The organism is Arthrobacter sp. TmT3-37, assembly GCF_054510835.1.
In genome coordinates this window covers 234,827-253,242 of record NZ_JBTNDU010000003.1, presented here as the reverse complement: position 1 = coordinate 253,242, position 18,416 = coordinate 234,827, and the positions used below count along the sequence as shown (strand labels likewise).

21 protein-coding genes and 1 riboswitch are annotated in these 18,416 nt (G+C 71.5%); of the genes, 9 read left to right on the top strand and 12 right to left on the bottom strand.

From position 1 onward, the window contains the following. The first annotated feature begins 6 nt into the window (after window positions 1-6). Together ACX80U_RS06225 and ACX80U_RS06220 are read left to right on the top strand one after the other, a co-directional pair. Entirely contained in the window at window positions 7-1,092 is a 1,086-nt protein-coding gene (locus ACX80U_RS06225) for an S-(hydroxymethyl)mycothiol dehydrogenase (protein WP_208741251.1), read from the top strand. Next, window positions 1,092-1,721, top strand: a complete 630-nt coding sequence (locus ACX80U_RS06220) for an MBL fold metallo-hydrolase (RefSeq protein ID WP_208741252.1) — start codon at window positions 1,092-1,094, stop codon at window positions 1,719-1,721. The genes ACX80U_RS06225 and ACX80U_RS06220 overlap by 1 nt, the downstream gene beginning before the upstream one ends. A gap of 32 nt (window positions 1,722-1,753) precedes the next feature. Here ACX80U_RS06220 and ACX80U_RS06215 read toward each other — a convergent pair whose 3' ends face one another. From ACX80U_RS06215 to ACX80U_RS06180, 8 genes are all read right to left on the bottom strand, one after another. Next, window positions 1,754-2,491, bottom strand: coding sequence for a lipoate--protein ligase family protein (locus tag ACX80U_RS06215; protein ID WP_459267783.1), 738 nt, complete (start codon window positions 2,489-2,491; stop codon window positions 1,754-1,756). Window positions 2,492-2,544: 53 nt separating this feature from the next. After that, entirely contained in the window at window positions 2,545-2,850 is a 306-nt protein-coding gene (locus ACX80U_RS06210) for a hypothetical protein (protein WP_459267782.1), read from the bottom strand. 75 nt (window positions 2,851-2,925) lie between these two features. Next, window positions 2,926-3,723: an alpha/beta hydrolase gene (locus tag ACX80U_RS06205; protein ID WP_459267781.1), complete on the bottom strand. Its 798-nt coding sequence runs from the start codon at window positions 3,721-3,723 to the stop codon at window positions 2,926-2,928. A 60-nt stretch (window positions 3,724-3,783) separates the two neighbouring features. After that, entirely contained in the window at window positions 3,784-4,464 is a 681-nt protein-coding gene (gene thiE, locus ACX80U_RS06200; RefSeq protein ID WP_459267780.1) for a thiamine phosphate synthase, read from the bottom strand. Further along, the gene (gene thiM / locus ACX80U_RS06195) at window positions 4,464-5,369 is read right to left on the bottom strand and encodes a hydroxyethylthiazole kinase (protein ID WP_459267779.1); all 906 of its coding nucleotides are present in this window, start codon (window positions 5,367-5,369) and stop codon (window positions 4,464-4,466) included. Before thiM ends, thiE begins: the two co-directional genes overlap by 1 nt. A 40-nt stretch (window positions 5,370-5,409) precedes the next feature. After that, a riboswitch (TPP riboswitch) is annotated at window positions 5,410-5,504 on the bottom strand. A gap of 50 nt (window positions 5,505-5,554) precedes the next feature. Further along, window positions 5,555-6,586 (bottom strand): aldo/keto reductase, encoded by a 1,032-nt coding sequence (locus tag ACX80U_RS06190; RefSeq protein ID WP_459267778.1) that lies wholly within the window; start codon window positions 6,584-6,586, stop codon window positions 5,555-5,557. A gap of 128 nt (window positions 6,587-6,714) precedes the next feature. Further along, a complete protein-coding gene (locus ACX80U_RS06185) occupies window positions 6,715-6,999 on the bottom strand; it encodes a DUF427 domain-containing protein (protein WP_133081783.1) in 285 nt (94 codons plus the stop codon). Window positions 7,000-7,115: 116 nt separating this feature from the next. Continuing rightward, window positions 7,116-7,892 (bottom strand): thioesterase family protein, encoded by a 777-nt coding sequence (locus ACX80U_RS06180; protein ID WP_133081782.1) that lies wholly within the window; start codon window positions 7,890-7,892, stop codon window positions 7,116-7,118. A gap of 268 nt (window positions 7,893-8,160) precedes the next feature. Between ACX80U_RS06180 and ACX80U_RS06175 the strand changes: the two genes are divergently transcribed. Continuing rightward, window positions 8,161-9,699: an MDR family MFS transporter gene (locus ACX80U_RS06175; RefSeq protein ID WP_208739744.1), complete on the top strand. Its 1,539-nt coding sequence runs from the start codon at window positions 8,161-8,163 to the stop codon at window positions 9,697-9,699. Window positions 9,700-9,764: 65 nt separating this feature from the next. Here ACX80U_RS06175 and ACX80U_RS06170 read toward each other — a convergent pair whose 3' ends face one another. Continuing rightward, entirely contained in the window at window positions 9,765-10,622 is an 858-nt protein-coding gene (locus ACX80U_RS06170; protein ID WP_133081780.1) for a Rieske (2Fe-2S) protein, read from the bottom strand. A gap of 232 nt (window positions 10,623-10,854) precedes the next feature. Here ACX80U_RS06170 and ACX80U_RS06165 point away from each other — a divergent pair, with 232 nt between their 5' ends. From ACX80U_RS06165 to ACX80U_RS06150, 4 genes are all read left to right on the top strand, one after another. Continuing rightward, a complete protein-coding gene (locus ACX80U_RS06165; protein WP_244185991.1) occupies window positions 10,855-11,715 on the top strand; it encodes a pentapeptide repeat-containing protein in 861 nt (286 codons plus the stop codon). A 193-nt stretch (window positions 11,716-11,908) separates the two neighbouring features. Continuing rightward, window positions 11,909-12,799 (top strand): SGNH/GDSL hydrolase family protein, encoded by an 891-nt coding sequence (locus tag ACX80U_RS06160; RefSeq protein ID WP_244185989.1) that lies wholly within the window; start codon window positions 11,909-11,911, stop codon window positions 12,797-12,799. Between the two features lie 61 nt (window positions 12,800-12,860). After that, window positions 12,861-13,763, top strand: a complete 903-nt coding sequence (gene ypfJ / locus ACX80U_RS06155) for a KPN_02809 family neutral zinc metallopeptidase (protein ID WP_459267777.1) — start codon at window positions 12,861-12,863, stop codon at window positions 13,761-13,763. Window positions 13,764-13,805: 42 nt separating this feature from the next. Beyond that, window positions 13,806-14,567 (top strand): glycosyltransferase family 2 protein, encoded by a 762-nt coding sequence (locus tag ACX80U_RS06150; RefSeq protein WP_459267776.1) that lies wholly within the window; start codon window positions 13,806-13,808, stop codon window positions 14,565-14,567. Window positions 14,568-14,582: 15 nt separating this feature from the next. Here the strand turns inward: ACX80U_RS06150 and ACX80U_RS06145 are convergent, their stop codons facing one another. Together ACX80U_RS06145 and ACX80U_RS06140 are read right to left on the bottom strand one after the other, a co-directional pair. Continuing rightward, window positions 14,583-15,194 carry a DNA alkylation repair protein gene (locus tag ACX80U_RS06145; RefSeq protein ID WP_459267775.1) on the bottom strand — a complete coding sequence of 204 codons (612 nt, stop codon included), beginning with the start codon at window positions 15,192-15,194 and terminating at the stop codon, window positions 14,583-14,585. A gap of 10 nt (window positions 15,195-15,204) precedes the next feature. Then, on the bottom strand, window positions 15,205-15,972 hold the full coding sequence (locus ACX80U_RS06140; protein WP_133081957.1) for a CPBP family intramembrane glutamic endopeptidase: 768 nt from the start codon (window positions 15,970-15,972) through the stop codon (window positions 15,205-15,207). Window positions 15,973-16,181: 209 nt separating this feature from the next. Here ACX80U_RS06140 and ACX80U_RS06135 point away from each other — a divergent pair, with 209 nt between their 5' ends. After that, window positions 16,182-17,069 (top strand): ribonuclease Z, encoded by an 888-nt coding sequence (locus ACX80U_RS06135; RefSeq protein WP_133081775.1) that lies wholly within the window; start codon window positions 16,182-16,184, stop codon window positions 17,067-17,069. Between the two features lie 177 nt (window positions 17,070-17,246). Next, window positions 17,247-17,501 carry a hypothetical protein gene (locus ACX80U_RS06130; protein ID WP_208739604.1) on the top strand — a complete coding sequence of 85 codons (255 nt, stop codon included), beginning with the start codon at window positions 17,247-17,249 and terminating at the stop codon, window positions 17,499-17,501. A gap of 564 nt (window positions 17,502-18,065) precedes the next feature. On the opposite strand, the gene ACX80U_RS06125 is transcribed toward ACX80U_RS06130, so the two are convergent. After that, window positions 18,066-18,329 carry a hypothetical protein gene (locus tag ACX80U_RS06125; protein ID WP_459267774.1) on the bottom strand — a complete coding sequence of 88 codons (264 nt, stop codon included), beginning with the start codon at window positions 18,327-18,329 and terminating at the stop codon, window positions 18,066-18,068. Window positions 18,330-18,416 lie beyond the last annotated feature (87 nt).

Sequence of the window (18,416 nt, the reverse complement as noted above, 5' to 3'; positions counted from 1 at the left end):
CAAGACATGGTGCACAGAGTTCAGGGCGTCGTGGTGCGGGCGAAGGATGCCCCCGCGGCCATCGAGACCATCCTCGTCCCGGATCCGGGGCCCGGCGAAGCCCTCGTCGACATCCTGACCTGCGGCGTCTGCCACACGGACCTGCACTACAAGCAGGGCGGCATCAACGACGAGTTCCCCTTCCTGCTGGGGCACGAGGCCACCGGCGTCGTGAGCGCCGTGGGCGACGGCGTCACCACGGTCGCCCCCGGCGACCGCGTGATCCTCAACTGGCGGGCCGTGTGCGGCGAGTGCCGGGCATGCCGCCGGGGTGAACCGCAGTACTGCTTCGACACCCACAACGCAACCCAGAAGATGACGCTGGAGGACGGCACGGTCCTGTCCCCCGCCCTCGGCATCGGCGCGTTCGCCGAGAAGACGCTCGTGGCGGCGGGCCAGTGCACGAAGGTGGATCCCGCAGCGGACGCAGCGGCCGTGGGACTGCTGGGGTGCGGCGTGATGGCCGGCATCGGCGCCGCCATCAACACGGGCAGCGTCTCCCGCGGTGACTCCGTCGCCGTCATCGGGTGCGGCGGCGTCGGCATCGCGGCCGTCGCGGGCTCGAGGCTCGCGGGCGCCACCACGATCATCGCCGTGGACATCGACGACCGGAAGCTCGAGCTCGCGAGGGGCCTCGGCGCGACGCACGTGCTGAACTCGAAGGACGAGGACCCCGTGGAAGCCATTCGCGCGCTCACCGGCGGGAACGGCGCCGACGTCGTGATCGACGCCGTCGGGCGTCCCGAGACGTACAAGCAGGCGTTCTACGCCCGCGATCTCGCCGGGACGGTGGTGCTCGTCGGGGTCCCCACGCCCGAGATGACCATCGAACTCCCACTGCTCGACGTCTTCGGGCGCGGCGGATCGCTGAAGTCCTCCTGGTACGGCGACTGCCTGCCCAGCCGCGACTTCCCGATGCTCGTCAGCCACTACCTGCAGGGCAACCTCGACCTCGATGCGTTCGTCACCGAGCGCATCCGGCTCGACCAGGTCGAGGAGGCCTTCGGGAAGATGCACGGCGGCGCCGTCCTGCGCTCGGTGGTGGAGCTCTGATGGCCGCACGCGTCGAACACCTCGTCACGTCGGGCACCTTCTCGCTCGACGGCGGCACCTGGGACGTCGACAACAACGTGTGGATCGTGGGTGACGACGAGGAGTGCGTCATCATCGACGCCCCGCACGACGCCGCCGCGATCGTGGACCAGGTGAACGGGCGGGTCGTCCGGGCCATCCTCCTGACCCACGCCCACGACGACCACATCCGCGCGGTCGGCGACCTCTTCGACGCCGTGCACGCGCCGATCCATCTGCACGACGGCGACCGGGAGCTCTGGGACATGGTGTTCCCGGAGCTGAGTCCCGACCAGTCGATCGGTGACGGCGACACGATCGAGGTCGCGGGCGTGTCCCTGAGGGCGCTGCACACGCCCGGCCACTCCCCCGGCTCCGTCTGCTACTACCTGGAGGAGGCCGGCACCGTCTTCACGGGCGACACGCTGTTCCAGGGCGGCCCGGGCGCCACAGGGCGTTCCTACAGCGACTTCCCGACGATCATCGAGTCCATCCGGACGAGGCTGCTGACCCTGCCGCCGGACACGATAGCGCGTACCGGCCACGGGGACAGCACCACGATCGGCGACGAGGCGCCGCACCTCGAGGAATGGATCCGGCGCGGACACTGACCCGTGCAGCGCCGGAGGCGTCCCGTCGCCCGTCAGTGGCGGGACGCCTCCGGTGTCTCCAGGCGCACGACGGCGGTGTAGGCCGCCAGCAGCGCGTCCTGCACGGCGTCGACCGTGACGTCGTGCGCGAGATCCTGGGCGGCACCGGCGGTGGCCGGCCGCCACGGAAGCTCCAGGGCTGCATAGACATCGGTGAGCACGGCGCGCAGCGGGGCCGGATCCTCGACGACGACGACCGACGAGAACAGCCAGGCGCCGGCGACCACCCGCTGGGCGGTGCCGACGAGCTTGATCGTGGGCACGCCGTCGATCCGCCCGTGGACGCTGAACTCGCCCGGGCAGTACTCGCCCGGCACCTCCCCGACGTGCGCGTCGACTCCCAGGCCGGCGAGGACCTCCGCGAAGAAGGTCCCGAAGGACGCGAAGCGCGCGCGCGTGCCGGCCACGGGGTCGGGCGCGGGTTCGATGTGGTCCACCACGAGGCAGCCCCGGTGGTAGGCGGCAGCGCGGCCGCCGGCCCGCCGCACGAGCGGCTCGAACCCGAGCGCCGCGGCGGCCGCGCCCGCCGCCGGGAATCTGGGGAGCCGCGCGTCCCGCTGCCCGAAGGCGACGGTGGGGCTCGGGCGGTACAGGCGTAGTGTGGCGGGTCGTCCGCCGGCGGCGACGTCGCGCAGCAGTGCGATCCCGCGCCCCAGCTCCCCGCCGGCGTCCGCCGACGGCGGGTCGAGGACGAGTGCCAGTTCGGCAGCGCCGTGCCACGGATTGCTCATCGGTCCATCGTAGGCAGTGCGCGGCGGTCCGACGGCACGGGCGGCCGGAGGGATCAGGGGACGACATCCATCCACAGCGTGGTCTCGTGCCCGTAGTCGCCGAGGGAACGCCGCGTGAGCCGGACGTCCGTCCCGCCGGGCATGTCCAGCAGGCGTGTCCCGGCGCCCAGCAGGACCGGCTCGATGAAGACCAGGATCTCGTGCAGGCGCCCGAGCGCCCGGCACTGCCGCGCGATGTCGGCGCCCAGGACGGCCACGTCCCTGTCGCCCGCCGCCTCTTCGGCCCGGTCGAGGCCGCCGGCGACGTCGGACACGTGGTCGACGCCGTCCGCGCCGGTCCCTGCGGGGCCGTGGGTCACGACGAACTGGGGTCCCGACCAGGTGCCGCCGAAGGCGCCCTCGGCGTCGGTGCCGCTGTTCGGATCGTCGCCGGATCAGGGCGTCGGCAGCGGCGTCCATTCGAGCCAGAGGCCGGCCTCGACGGCGATGGCGGTGGGGACCGTGTGCGGACCGTCGAACTCCCGGTACACCACCTCGTAGCCGCGCCGCTTGAGCGCGGGAACCACCTTCCTGCTCGTGGCGTCGATCGGGAGGACGGTGTCCGCCGTCCCGTGGGAGATGAAGACGGCGGGCTGCCCGTTCGAGGGTCCGGCGGGGACGAAGCCCGGGGAGAAGGCCACCACCTTCCGGAAGAGGTCCCCGTTCGCGAGCCCCAGGCCCAGGGCGTAGGAGGCGCCGTCGGAGAAGCCGCCGATACCGATGCGTTCGGGGTCCACCCGCACGAACGAGAACACCTCCTCCAGCGCCCGGCCGATGACCTCCGTGTCCGGACCGTACCCGCCCCGGATCGCGTCCCAGGTGGCTGCCCGTGACGCCGGTGCGAGGATCACGATCCCGAGCTGCTCGGCGGCCGCCCGCAGCACGGACAGGCCGCCCTGTGCGTCGCCGCCGGCGCCGTGGAGGGCGACCAGGAGCGGGACGGGTCCGCCGGTGTCCAGCGACTCCGGCACGAACACGATCGGGTCACGCATGGTCGCGATACCGAGGGCATGGACCCCCGTTCTGGTCCCGCTGCCGGATTCCGACGTTCCCGGGCGCGCGGCCAGGAGGGCGGGATGCGGCGCCGCCTCGTCGGGCTGTCTGCGGTTCATGGGTCCTCCGTCGCACGCCGTCTCCGCGACGAGGAGCGGCGCGGCCAGCGCGCCGGCAAGCACGGTCCTCCTCGTCGCCACATCCGGATTCTAGGTCCCGGTGGTCCCTACTCTCCCGGTTGCCGTTGCGCCCGGACTCGGCTATCGGCTCCGCCATCCCGTGGGGGCACGCCATGCTTCAGCCAGGTCCCTGGTGGAAGCGGCGGGGTCGGCCGCCGCGCAGATGGCGGACACCACCGCCATTCCCGCCGCCCCGGCACCCCGCAGCGCGGCTGCGTCCGCGGTGGTGATCCCGCCGATCGCCACACAGGGCAGGTCGGCGCCGGCGGCCAGCGTCGCGAACCCCTCGACGCCGAGCGGCGCCGGATGGTCCGGTTTCGTGGCGGTGGCGTGCACCGCTCCGATGCCGAGGTAGTCCACCGTGCCGGCGGGCAGGGCGTGCGCGGCGGCGACCTGCCCGGGTGTCGCCGCGCTCAGTCCGACGACGGCATCGACGCCGACGATGCGCCGCACCACGCCCGGTGGCAGGTCGGACTGGCCCACGTGCACGCCGTCGACGCGCGCCCCGAGCTCTCGCGCCGCGAGGTAGACGTCCACCCGGTCGTCGACCAGGACCGGCACCCGACCCTCGGCGGCGCGGGCCACCGCGGTGACGAGCGACACGAGGTCCCGCCCGCCCGCGTGCTTGTCCCGGACCTGCACGCAGGTGACACCGGCGGCGACGGCCGCCGCGACCACGTCGGTGACGGCCCGGGGCGCGCACAGGGCCGTGTCCGTCACGAGGTAGAGCGGCAGGTACTGCGCCGTAGCAGGCCGGGGCATCAGTCGCTCCCGGACAGGCGCAGGCCACGGCGGACATCCGACGGCGTGACGTCGGCGAGCGCATCGAGGAAGCGCGGGGCGAACGTGCCGGGACCTGCCGCCCCGGCCGCGGCACGCTCCGCGGCGAGGGTGTACACGCCGGTCGCCGCTGTGGCCGCGAGCAGTGCATCCGGGGTGAGGGACGCGAAGGCTGCCATCACGGCTCCGAGCGCGCAGCCTCCACCGGTCACGCGCGTCAGGAGCGGGTTGCCGTTGGCGATCCGGACGACGGGCCCGTGCGCCGGCACGACGGCGTCGACGGCCCCCGACACGGCGACGACCGAGCCGTGGCGGATCGCCAGCAGGCGCGCCGCGTCCAGCGCGTCGTCGGGACCGTCCACGGAGTCGACGCCGCGCCCGCCGCCTCCCGTGCCGGCCAGCGCGATGATCTCCGAGGGGTTGCCGCGGATGATCGTCGGCCGGATCGCGACGAGGTCCTGTGCCGTCCGGGTCCGGACCGCGAGGAATCCCACCGCGACGGGGTCCAGGACCCACGGGGTCCCCGCGGCGGACGCCGCCTCCGCCGCCTCGCGCATGGCGACGCACTGGGCCGGGGTCGGTGTGCCGAGATTGACCAGGACCCCCGAGGCTACCGGCGCGAACTGGCCGGCCTCCTCCGGGATGTCCACCATCGCCGGCGTCGCGCCCACGGCGAGCAGCACGTTCGCTGTGACATTCGTGACCACGGCGTTGGTGATGCACTGCACCAGCGGCACGGCGTCGCGCAGTGCGGCGAGCAGCGCGGCACACGCCTCGGCCGTCACCTGCGGGTCGGCGCCCCGGAGGCTCTCGGGCGGTGTTCCGAGGGGTGTTCCGAGGGGTGCTTCGAGGGGTGCTTCGAGTGGTTCGAGGGTCGGTTCCGACATGTGCTGCCTTTCGCTTGCCACGGCGGAAGGACGGCCGGACGTCGGACCGGCAGGACATCCCTTCGCCAGTATGAGCTGGATCAGGTTCGACGGGTCTCATCTCAGCCCCGGAAAGGGACACCCCGTGTCGCTGCTCGAACGATAGCGGCTGGCTGCCGGAGCGTCCAGCCCTGCGGGCGCCCCGGTCAGCGGCCGCCCTGGATGCGGCGGCTGCGCTGCTCGATGCCGGGGCCACCGTACGGGTAGTCGCTGAAGGTGGGGGCACTGACCTCGCCGAGGCGGCCGAGGTCGCTGGGCGACAGCTCGAGGTCGGACGACGCCAGGTTGTCCGCCAGCTGTTCCCGGGTGCGGGCACCGAGGATCACCGAGGTCACCCCCGGTTGCGCGGCGACCCAGGCGAGAGCCACGTGGGAGGCGTTGACGCTCCGCTCCGCGGCGATCTCCGTGACCGTGTCGATGATCCGCCAGGTCCTGTCCTGGGCGTTGCGCTTCTCCCAGGCCTCCATGCCGCGCTGGGGGTTCTCGCCGAGGCGGGTGGCCCCGGTCGGCTCGGTGTCACGGGAGTACTTGCCGGTCAGCCAGCCGCCACCGAGGGGCGACCACGGCAGCATGCCCATGCCCGCGTCGAGGACCGCGGGCACGATCTCGGCCTCGATCTCCCGCACGAGCAGCGAGTACTGGGGCTGCAGCGTCACCGGCAGCGAGTAGCCGCGCTGGCGGGCGAGCATGACGGCCTTCGTCAGCTGCCAGCCGGTGTAGTTCGAGAAGCCGTAGTACCCGATCTTGCCCTGGACGACCGCCTCGTCGAGGAAGCCGAGCGTCTCCTCGAGCGGCGTCAGCGGATCCCACGAGTGCACCTGGTACAGGTCGATGTGGTCGACGCCGAGCCGCGTGAGCGAGGCGTCGAGCGCCCGGCGGAGGTGCCGTCTGGACAGCCCGAGGTCGTTGACGTCGTCGCCCATGGGGAACCGGCCCTTGGACGCGAGCACCATGCGGTCGCGCTCCGTCGGGTTCCTGGCGAGCCACCGACCGATGATCTCCTCGGACGCCCCCGCCGTGTACACGTCCGCGGTGTCGATCAGGTTGCCGCCGGCCGCTGCGTAGTCGGCGAGGATGGCATGGGAGGTGGACTCGTCCGACTCCGCTCCGAAGGTCATCGTGCCGAGGGCGAGGTGAGAGACCGACGTGCCGCTGTTGCCGAGTTTCCGGTATTCCATGGGGTTCTCCTTCGTTCGGGCGCCGGGCGGCGCCGTGGATCGGGCGGGTGGATCGGGTAGGTCGCGCAGTACTGCTGGCGCACCGCAAGGGGACGCCGTCGATCGGACGGCGCCCCTGTGCGGAGTGCTCAGTCGGTGACCGTGACGCCCTTCCAGAAAGCGTAGTAACCGCGGATGTTCTCCGCCGCTTCCTTCGGTTCCGGATAACTCCAGGCGGCGTCCTGGTTCTGCTCCCCCGCCACGTCCAGGGTGAAGTAGCTGGCCGTGCCCTTCCAGTGGCACACGGTGTGTGTCCCGGTGGGGACGAAGAACTCCTGCGAGACAGAAGCGGGCGGGAAGTAGTGGTTCCCCTCGACCATCACGGTGTCCGCTGATTCCGCGATCACGGTGTCGTTCCAGATTGCTTTCGGCATGGTTCCTCTTCCTCGAAGACGTCCCACGGACGCGTGGGGGCGCTGTCCTCCGCCGCGGCGTCGGCCATGACACCTGCAACCCCGGGGACGGCCCCGGCATTCCGGCTGCAGAGCTGCTACAGCTTCCGCACCGTGAGGATCTGCTCGAGCCGCCCGAACGGGCCGTCGAGGTCGTGGACCACGCTGGAGGTCAGCCCCACGCCGTTCGCGCCGAACGTGACCCGCGTGTCGAGGCCGAGCCACTCGCCCTCCGGCAGGCGGTGCAGGTGGATCTGCAGGTCCACGTTCGGGTAGAGCCAGCTGTCGCCGCCCGGCGGGACACGGGTGGCGATCCCGTTGGCGGCGTCCATCATGCCCACGAGCCGCACGACGTCGGGGGTCTCCTCTCCCTCGACCATCGAGTAGGGGTTCCTCATCCAGACCTGCCCCCGTCCTGGCCGGTGGCCGGGGACCACCCGGACCTCGAGCGACCTGATGAACCCTCCCGGCCACGCCGTCATGCCCTCGTGCGGTCCGGCCTCGTCGGGGCCGGGGATCCGCGGGTCCTCGACAGCGGCGACGACACCCGTGTCCTGGCCGGCGAGGCGCCACGCCTTCGCAACGATCGCCGTCCTGCCGCCTGCCTCCATCCGCGCCTCCACCAGTTCGATGGTCCGGCCCGGCCGGACGACGGCGGTCGTCACCTCGAACTCGCCTCCCGGGATCAGGCCGAGGATGTCGAAGCTCAGGCGGCCCAGATGCATCCCGTCGCGCGGCTCGCAGGCGAGCAGGCGCTGTGTGAGGAGTCCCGAGATGGGCGCCATGTGCTGCTCGTGGGCGTTCCAGGCACCCTGGGCGTGATCGGTCGACGCGAACCTGCCGCCGCCGAGATCACGGTAGAAGGAATCAGGCACGGGGAATCTCCTTCGTCGGGGAATGCCGGGGCTCCTGCGCTGCGCGCCGGAAAGAGCGGCCGGGACCGCGACCGCACCCGCCCCATGCTAGTGGAGCAGCGGCGCCTTCCTGCCCGGAGCGGGAGGGATACCGGGGGTCGGAATAGAGTTCCGGTGTGCGGGGTTCAGATGATTGACCGGGCCTGCGTTCGCACCTGCCCGATCCACGACCACGGCACCCGGGACGATCGATCCCGACGGTGCGCACAGCCGAACCGAGCGGATCACCATGACCTCCCAGAGTCCCCCGTCCCGCGTCTCCGACGCTCTTCCGACACCGCCGGACACTCCACCGGCCGCCGGCACCCCCGCTCCCGCCCCCTCCCGGTCCACAGGCGTCGACGGCGCCCTCCCGGCACGCGACAAGCTGGTCATCACGCTGCTGCTCATCTCCGCCTTCGTGGTGATCCTCAACGAGACCATCATGGGCGTGGCGATCCCCCGCCTCGTGGAGGACCTGGGCATCACGGTGGGCGCCGGTCAATGGCTGAGCACCGCGTTCATGCTGACGATGGCCGTCGTCATCCCCGTGACGGGTTTCCTCCTCCAGCGCTACAACACGCGACCGGTCTTCATGGCCGCCATGGGCCTGTTCAGCCTCGGCACGCTCATCGCCGCGATGGCGCCGGGCTTCGGCGTCCTCGTGGTCGGCCGCGTGGTCCAGGCCACCGGCACAGCGATCATGATGCCCCTGCTCATGACCACCGTGATGACCCTCGTGCCGCCGATGTCCCGCGGCAAGATCATGGGCAACATCTCGATCGTCATCTCCGTGGCCCCCGCGCTGGGCCCGACCATCTCGGGCGCCATCCTCAGCGTGCTCGACTGGCGCTGGATGTTCTGGCTGGTCCTGCCGATCTCGCTCGCCGCCCTGGCCGTCGGTTCCGCCAAGATGCAGAACGTCACCGACCCCCGGCGGTCCGCGATCGACGTCCCGTCGGTCGTCCTGTCCGCGGTCGCCTTCGGTGGCGCCATCTACGGTCTCAGCCAGCTCGGCGAGGCCTCGACCGGCAGCGCCGTCCCTGCATGGCTCCCGCTGGTCGCGGGCGTCGTCGGGCTCGCCGCCTTCATCTCGCGCCAGCTCGTGCTGCAGCGGCGCGACGCGGCCCTGCTGGACCTCCGTGTCTTCGCATCGAGGAACTTCACGGTCTCGATCGTCGCGATCGCCATCAGCATGATGGCGCTGTTCGGCACCATCATCCTGATCCCCATCTACGTCCAGACCGTCCTCGGGATGGATCCGCTGGTCTCAGGACTGCTCCTCCTGCCGGGCGGCCTGGCCATGGGGCTCCTGGGTCCCGTCGTCGGCCGCATCTACGACCGCCGCGGCCCTCGCGTGCTCCTGGTGCCGGGCGCGCTCCTGGTCAGCGGGGTGTTCTGGTCCATGACGCGGGTCACCGAGACCACCCCGGTCTGGCTGGTCCTGGTCGCGCACGTCCTGCTCAGCGTGGGCCTGGCGCTCATGTTCACGCCGCTGCTCACCTCCGCGCTGGGGTCCGTCAAACCGCACCTCTACTCGCACGGCAGCGCCGTGTTCGGCACCGCCCAGCAGCTGGCGGGGGCGGCCGGCACCGCCCTGTTCATCTCGGTCATGACCATCCGGAGCACGTCCCTGGCCGGCACGGGCGTCGCCGCGGAGGCCGCCCTGGCCGGCGGCATCCGCGCGGCGTTCCTGTACGGCGCGATCATCTTCCTGCTCGCCGTCGTCGCCTCGTTCTTCGTGCGGGCGCCCGAGGAGAACGGGAGCGCCCCCGTCCCCGTGCACTAGGCATCCGCACGACGACGAAGCCCCGCCGGACGGTTCCGGCGGGGCTTCGTCGTTCGCGCGTGCACTCAGGAGGCGGGCTGGCGCAGTTCGATGTAGCCGTCCGTCGTGACCCGGGTCTCGTACACCGGCTGCGGCACAGCGGCCGGTCCGCGGTAGTTCTTGCCGTCGTCGAGCCGGAACATGCTCTGGTGCCACGGGCAGGTGATGCAGCCGTCCTCGATCGTGCCCTCCTCCAGCGGCCCGCCGAGGTGGTTGCAGACGCTGTCCATGGCAGTCAGCTTCCCACCGTGGCGCAGCAGCAGGATCGGCACGCCGTTCGCTTCGACCGTGTGCCGTCCGCCTTCGACGACGTCGGCGTCGCTGGCCACCCGCGTCCAGTCCTTCGGTGCCTCGTGCCACGCCGTCCGGTTCACATTGACGCCGCTCGCGTAGCTGAGGTGGCCGCCGAGGAACGCGCTGAGCAGCATCGACCCCAGGCCGCCCAGGCCGAGCAGCACCCCGAGGCCGCGCCGGTCCTTCGCCCTGGCGACAGCGGAGGCGGTGTACAGCGTCAGGGCCAGTGAATTGCCGGCCGCATGGACGATCCCGACGCGGCGCTCCTTCTCCTGCGTGTCCGACCAGTCGTGCAGGCCCGTGGCCGCCGTCGGGACGGCGGTGAGGATCCCTACCGTCACGAGGAGGTCGGCCGCCCTGCGGGAACTCCTGCCACCGGCGAGGTCGAGGAACGAGGCCATGCTCCAGGCACCCGACGGGATGACGACCAGCATGGGATGGAGGTGGTGGCCGATGGCCGTACCGCTCAGGAGGTTGCGGATCCTCCGGGGCCGTACGGCCTTGCTGACGGCTGCGGCGAGGGGATCCGCGATCCGGTCCAGCGACGTCGCGTGCTCGAGTCCGTCCAGGATTCCGTACACGATGTTCATGCTGTGCTCCTTCTGATCCGGGACGGTGTCCCGCATGTCCGGCGGGTGTCGACGACGGTGCCGCCCGTTCCCCACCGTTCCAGCAGCCCCTACACCTGACAACCCGGCGCGGCGCAGCGAGGTTTCCCTTGGCGACGCACCGGATCGGTGCGAGAATCCCGCAGGGTGACCACCGCGCACAGCGTGGCGCGCCGCCCCGCCATCGATCCCCGCACCCCTGGAAGGACCGGCCGTGCCCGCCGTGCCGCTGCACCTCTCCGCCCACCCGGACGTCGAGCTGACCGCCGACTGCTCGAGGTGCTTCGCGCTGTGCTGCTCCGCGCTCGGCTTCGAACGATCGACCGACTTCGCGCACGACAAGCCCGCAGGCCAGGCATGCCGCAACCTCGCCGCCGACTTCTCCTGCACCATCCACGCCCGGCTCCGTGGCGAGGGGTACAAGGGCTGCACCGTGTTCGACTGCTTCGGCGCCGGCCAGCACGTGGCGCAGCAGACGTTCGGCGGTCGCAGCTGGACGGCACATGCGGAAGTACGGCCCGCGATGTTCGCCGCCTTCCCCGTCGTCCGGCAACTGCACGAGGTGCTCTGGCACCTCGACGACGCCGCGCGACTGGCAGGATCGTCCGGGTCCGTGCCTCCGCAGCACGCCTCCTCGATCGCCGCCCTGGTGTCGGAGACGGTGTCCCTCACGCGGCTGGATCCGGCGGGCCTCGACGCCGTCGACCTCGACGCGCTCCGGGCCAGGGTCGGACCGGCGCTGTCGGCGGTGAGCGGAGCGGTCAGGACGGCTGCCGGCGGCAGGCGCATCCCCCGGCGGCTGGCGCCGGGTGCCGATCTCCTCGGTGCGGACCTGGCCGGGCAGGACCTCCGGGGTGCGGACCTCCGGGGCAGCTATCTCATCGCGGCCGACCTCAGGGGGGCCGACCTGCGCTGGGTGGACCTGCTCGGTGCCGACCTGCGGGACGCGCACCTGCACGGCGCCGACCTCTCCCATGCGCTCTTCCTCACCCCGATGCAGGTCGCCGCGGCGTCGGGTGACAGCCGGACGCGGCTGCCCGACCGGATCGACGCGCCGTCCTCCTGGAACACCTGAGGACATCCGCGCCGCGCCACCGGTACCGCCGGAATGCCACCGGATCAAGCACGAAGCTGCCTCCCCGCGCTTGTAAACTGGGGACAGGACTCCGGATGGGGGCAGTCCGGGCGACAAAAGGGTGGCAATGCACAGCAGCACGACGAGCGGGGCCCGCGGCGCCCCGGTACCGCGTCGGAGGAACTCGGCGCACGTGGCCCTTCTGTCCCTCGGGCTCTCGCTCGGTCTTCTGGCAGGTACCGTTCCTCCCGCCTCCGCGGAGACCCGCGACGCCACGGCCTCGGACGCCGAACCTCCTGCGGCCATGGCCCGGCAGGCGCGGACCGACAAGACCCCGGGTGAGACGCCCGCGGATCCGACGACCGCGAAGCTACCTGCCGTCGCGCCTGCGCAGCTCCCGGTCGGCAGCGCCGCCAGGAATCCCGCCACGGGTCGCCTCGAAGTGGTCGTGCCCGACGTGCAGCGCACCGCAGTCCTCATCGGCGACTCGCAGTCGGGCGGAGCGGACACCTGGCCCCAGATCGCCCTGCACGAACTCGGGTACTCCGTGCGGTTCCTCGGCGCGGGCGGTACGGGCTTCGTCGCGACGAACGGAGCGGGCGACGCGAACTACCACGATGCGCTCACCAGCGGGGACTGGGTCCTGCCGCACGGGGATCCCGCCCTCGTGGTCGTCGAGGGCGGAGGCAACGACGCCCGGTCCGGCGTCTCGGACGGCGACATCCTCGCGAGCGCCAACGCCCTGATCCTCGAGCTCGAACGCACGTACCCGTCCTCCCGCATGGTCATGATCGGCACGCTCAGCCGCAGCGCGACGGACGGCGGCGCCCGTCGGGCCGAGGTCGACGCCCTGCTCGGCACCCTCGCGAGCCAGCGCGGGATCCCCTTCGTGTCGGCCGGGGGCTGGCTGACCACCCACGCCCTCGAGGAATTCCTCGCGGACGACGTGCATCTCAACCCCGTGGGCCATCAGAAGGCGGCGCTCCTGCTCGAGCAGGACCTCGCCGCCCTGAAGCTGGCTGCCGCATATACCGCCGTCGACCCGCTCGCCCGCCTGCCGCGGGAACTGCGCCCCCTCGAATAGCACGACGGGGCTCAGCCGCGCAGTGTCCCGCGTCAACCCTCAGTCGGCTTATTGTTGATCCATGAGCTTCAACGACAACACCCGGCTCGATCCGTCGCGCGTTCGTGACCGTCGCGGACGCGGCCGGGGTGCCGCCGTGGGCGGCGGGGTCGGTGGCGGCCTCCTCCTCATCCTCTCGCTGATCTTCGGACCGGACGTCGTGGATCAGCTGGGACTCCAGGAGGGCGCTCCGACCTCGCAGCAGGAGGACAGGGAGGTCGAAGCGATCAACGCGTGCCAGACCGGCGCCGACGCCAACGAGCAGCTCGATTGCCGCATCCTCGGCACGGCCGAAAGCCTCGACAGCTTCTGGCTTCCCTACCTGGACCAGTTCGGCGTCGCCTACACGCAGCCCGGTGTCGTACTCTTCACCGGCAGCACGGATACCGGCTGCGGGACGGCCACGAGCGCCGTCGGGCCCTTCTACTGCCCCGCGGACCAGCAGACCTACTACGACACGGCGTTCTTCGACGAGCTCGTGACGCAGTTCGGTTCGGCCAGCGGCCCGCTCGCCCAGGAGTACGTAGTGGCCCACGAGTTCGGCCACCACATCCAGAACCTCATCGGCACCCTCGGTGCCGCCCAGCAGGATCCGGAGGGAGCCGAATCCGGCGGTGTCCGCGTCGAGCTGCAGGCCGACTGCCTGGCCGGGATGTGGGCCGCCCACGCCACCTCGGTCCCCGATCCCGAGTCGGGAGAACCGTTCCTGCGGACGTTCTCGACGACGGACCTCGAGGACGCGCTCTCCGCCGCCGCGTCCGTCGGTGACGACCGCATCCAGGAAGCCGTCACCGGCCGGGTCGACCCGGAGGGCTGGACGCACGGCTCGAGCGCCCAGCGGCAGGCCTGGTTCTCGCAGGGCTACGAGACCGGGGACCTGAGGTCCTGCGACACCTTCGCCGCCCGCGACCTCGACAGCCCCTGACGCCATGCCGTCGATCCACGCCCTGGCCTCGGAGCCCGGACGATGACCGAGCCGCTCGCCGTCGTCGTGCCCGTCTTCAACGAACCCGGGGTCGCGCGGACCCTCGAAGCACTGCGCCGGCAGCGCGGGGACGCGGACCTGCGCATCTACGTGGTGGACAACGGGTCCACGGACGACACCGTGCTGCGGGTCCGGCGGTTCGCCGCGGCCCACCCGTTGCTGAACGTTACGGTCCTCACGGAAGTCCAGAAGGGCACGGGAGCTGCGAGCGACACCGGTTTCCGCGCCGCGATCGCCGACGGGTTCCGCCTCGTGGCGCGCACGGACGGTGACAGCGAGCCGGCGGAGGACTGGGCCGACCGCATCCGCAGGACGTTCGCCCGGCACCCGGAGGTCCAGTTGCTGGGTGGGACCAGCGTGCCGCTGCGCGACCGGTACTACCGGTGGGGTGATGACCAGCTGATGCCCGGTGCGCTGGTGCTCCTGCGGATCATGATGGCCGTCACCTATCTCGACGTCGCCTACCTGCGCTTCGTCGCTGGTCACAACATGGCGATCCGGGCGTCCGCCTATCTGGAGGTCGGCGGATTCGGCCGGACGGCGATCGACACGCGCGACGAGGACATCGATCTGTCCGTCCGCGTGTCCCGCCGGCTGGGTCGCGCCGCGGTGCGCATCGACGCGGGGCTGAAGGTCGCGACGTCGATGCGGCGGGTCCGGCGCTACGGCCTCGGCCTCATGGGCGTCCACCACCTCGTACCGGCGCTGCGCGGCAAGCTCATCCGGACCATCGACATCCGGTAGCGCCTCCGGTCCCGGTCAGCCGGCTCCGGCGGCCCGCACCAGCGCCACCGCGTCCTCGACGGCCGTGTCCCGGCCCGTCTGCGCGCCGGAGACCAGCCGCACCGTGCGCCGGAAGGATGCGTCGTCGCCGTCCCCGGCCCGGAAGGCCGGCAGGTGCGCGAGGACCGCTGCACGGCGCAGCCACGGGTCGTCCGCCGCCGCCCAACGGTCCAGCACGGCGGACGCGCGGACGGCATCCTGTCCCCGCAGGCGCAGCAGCAGGGGGCCGACGACGTCGACGGCGAGGGGGTCCACGAGCTCCCGGAGGAGCGCCGAGCGGAGGAAGCCCTCGATCCGGGTGAGGTCGGACGAGCGCAGGAGCCGCACCGACGACTGCAGGAGCACGACGGCCGCGAACCGCCGCTCGAACACCGGGCGGGACCACAGCTCGGAGGCGACGGCCGCGACGTCGTCGTGTCCGAGGCTCCGGTACCGGCGCTCCGCGTTGCGGACGGCGCCCCGGACCGCCCCGACGGAATCGCCGTAGTACGCGAGGTCCGTCCCGTACCGCCGCTCGTACTCCCCCGCCCGCTCCTCCGAGCTCTCGTACTGGAGCGACTCGTCGATGAAGTCGGCGGGATCGCTCATCGATGCGCGCTCAATAGAGGAAGATGTCGATCCACGCGCGGTTGTGCGCGTGGATCAGGACGAGGAACAGGACGAAGTCGAACAGCAGGTGGACGCACACGATGTACGAGAGCGATCGCGTCCGCGTGAAGATGAAGGCCTGGAGGAGCGCGAACGGGAAGATGAACAACGGCGCCCAGGCGTGGAAGCCCAACTCCCACAGGAACGAGGTGAAGAGCACCGCCTGCAGCACGTTGGCCTGCGCCATGGGCAGGTGGCGGCGCAGGAGGGCGAAGACCGTGCAGATGAAGAAGAGCTCGTCCCAGATGCCGAGCCCGTTGGTGCCGAGGAACAGCCGGGCGATCTCGTCCGGCTCCGAGGCCGCGGGCCAGTTCTCGTACACCCCGGTGCCCAGCATGTAGACGGGCAGCAGGGCGTAGCCGATGACGACGACGGCGGGAAGGTACCACTTCTCCGCGCGTGACCACGGTCCGGAGCGCACCGGGAAGGTGATGGCGTGGTCGCGGTAGGCGAAGCGGGACACCGCGTAGGGGACGCCGACGGCGAGGATCATCGCCGTGCCCATGACGCCCATGTGTGCCGGACTGATGTCCGTGGTGATCGGCACCAGGCTCATGACGGCCAGCCCGAAGGCGATGAGCAGCAGGTCCCGGAACAGCACCCGGTCCAGCACCACCGCCGCGACGAGCGCGATCGCCAGCAGGAGGTACCCGATACCCGATGCATGGAGCACGAACAGGGCGAAGCCCGCGAGGGAGACCAGCGTGGCGGGGATCAGCGCGCGCGACGGCGTGTTCCAGGCGCCCTGCTTCCAGGCCCGCCGGCGCGTCTCCTCCGGCTGTGCCGGTGCCACCGGGCGGGCGTGCTGCTCCACGGGATCGTGCTCCTTCGGTGGTTCCTCGCCATCATTCTTTCGCCTGCCGACCGATCGGTCCACTGCCGGCCCGCGCCGCGCTCCCCCGGTATCCCCGATGCGAGACTGGGGTCATGCGTGAGCTCGTCATCCTCGGCACGGCCTCCCAGGTGCCCACCCGGTCCCGCAACCACAACGGCTACTTCCTGCGGTGGGAGCGCGAGGGGATCCTCTTCGATCCCGGCGAGGGCACGCAGCGGCAGATGATCCACGCCGGCGTCTCCGCCTCGCGGATCACGAGGATCTGCCTGACGCACGTGCACGGCGACCACTGCTTCGGGCTGCCCGGCGTGCTGTCGCGGATGGTGCTCGACGGCGTGGAGCACCCCGTGCACCTCCACTATCCGGTGTCGGGCGAGGAAGTGGTGCGGTCGCTCGTCTCCCTCGCGACGCCGGGGTTGGACCTGCACCTGCACCCGCATGGTGTCGAAGGACCGATAGCCGCCGGGATCGAGGTGCAGCCCCTGAGGCATCGCATCGAGGCCTACGGCTACCGTGTGACGGAACCGGACGGGCGGAGCTTCCTCCCCGACCGCCTCGCCGCCGCGGGCATCGGGGGGCCCGACGTCGGCCGCCTGCAGCGCGAGGGCCGGCTGGGCGACGTGCGACTGGAGGATGTCAGCGTGCACCGGCCGGGCCGCCGGTTCGCCTTCGTCATGGACACCGCACTGTGCGACGGCGCGTTCGCGCTCGCCGACGGCGCCGACCTGCTCGTCACGGAGAGCACGTTCAGCGACGACGACGCAGCCCTCGCGGACCAGTACCTGCACCTGACGGCCGGCCAGGCGGGCAGCCTCGCGCGCGCCGGGAGAGCGGGCACCCTCGTGCTGACGCACTTCTCCTCCCGGTACGACGACGTCGGGGAGCTCGCCGCGCAGGCACGCCTCTCGGCCGGTCGGGCGACCGTGGTGGCGGCGTCCGACCTCGACCGCCTTCCCTTCCCGCGGCGGGCGCGAGGATAGACGCCGGGCGGGCCGGGGGCACCCGCCCACGCCGTGCCCCCGGACTGCCGGGCCGCTGGGACGCAGCCCGTCGCGTCGTACCGCGCCCCGGGTGGTCGCGAACCCGGCGGCCGCCTCGACAGTGCAGCGGGCGGGATCCACACTTGAAGCACCGGACAGGGATTGGAGTGGCACCAAGTGGACCCGAACAGGTACGAGGATCACGGTGAGCGTCGGCGCGCGCCGACGGAGCCCCGCCGTCGGACGCTGAGGATGGTCCTGCTGCTCGCCATCGCGGTGTTCGCCGTATCCATCGCCTTCGTCCTCGTGTATGCCACGGGACTCTCCTGGCCGACGGCCGTCCTCATCACCGTGGTCCTCGCCGGAGGCCAGGCCTATACGCTGCGGCGCACCCTGTTCCCCGGGGACGGGGACGACGGCACGGACCCGTAGTCCGCTGCGAGCCGGAGATCGAGGCGTTCGCACCTCGCGGGTGTCCATGGGGCGACAGGCCCGGACCGCTCTCGTCGAACTGATCGGCCCGCTACTCGCACGGTAGCCCGACGGGACCGCGTGCTCGCCGGGGCACCCCGCCCTGGAATCGGTCCACGCGTCCGCGACCCATGTATCGGCCGGGGAAACCACCGACGACGAGCAGGGTCGCACCCGCGCGGGCAAGGCAGACGCCCAACCCGTGGCGACCCTGCGCCCACGCACACCAGGAGCCGAGGACCACGAGAACGGCGGACCTATCGGCAGCGGCACGGACGATCCCCACTCGCCGTGCGACCGCCCCTTGCCGTGCACCCCTCGTGGTGATGGCAGCCCTCTGAGCGCGGGTCGGGTCCATGTCTCACGCGGCGACGCTTCCGCCGTCGTGCCATCCTCGTGACGGTCCGATCCGAATACCCGATGACATCCTTCCATCGGGTTTAACAGTGGGCCCGCTGGGAGGATGTCGCCTCCTTCACCGGGATCACCGCGGGCGATGCCGCCTGCGGAACCTGCGGTGCGGTGTCAGACGTACCAGTGCCAGGCAGGTGGCTGCCAGAAATCCGGGACAGCGTGGGAACTGTACTGGTTGCAGCCCATGCACAGATAGCTCACGGTGCCGAGGTGCTCCTGCCCGTCGGGCAGCACCCTGCTCGGTACGAAGTCCTCGAACGCCAGATGCTCGGCGGTGTCACATGCGGCACAGAACGGGATGTCCCCCTGATCCGGGGATGACTGACCGATCGGGATCCGGGGCACGGGAATGATGGACGCAGAGGATAAAGCCATGGTTTCTCCTCGAGAATCCGACCATGGCCGCTGTTTGACCACTGTGTCAGGCCGGGCCTCAAGCGTAGGTCGTCAAGGAAAGCCCGA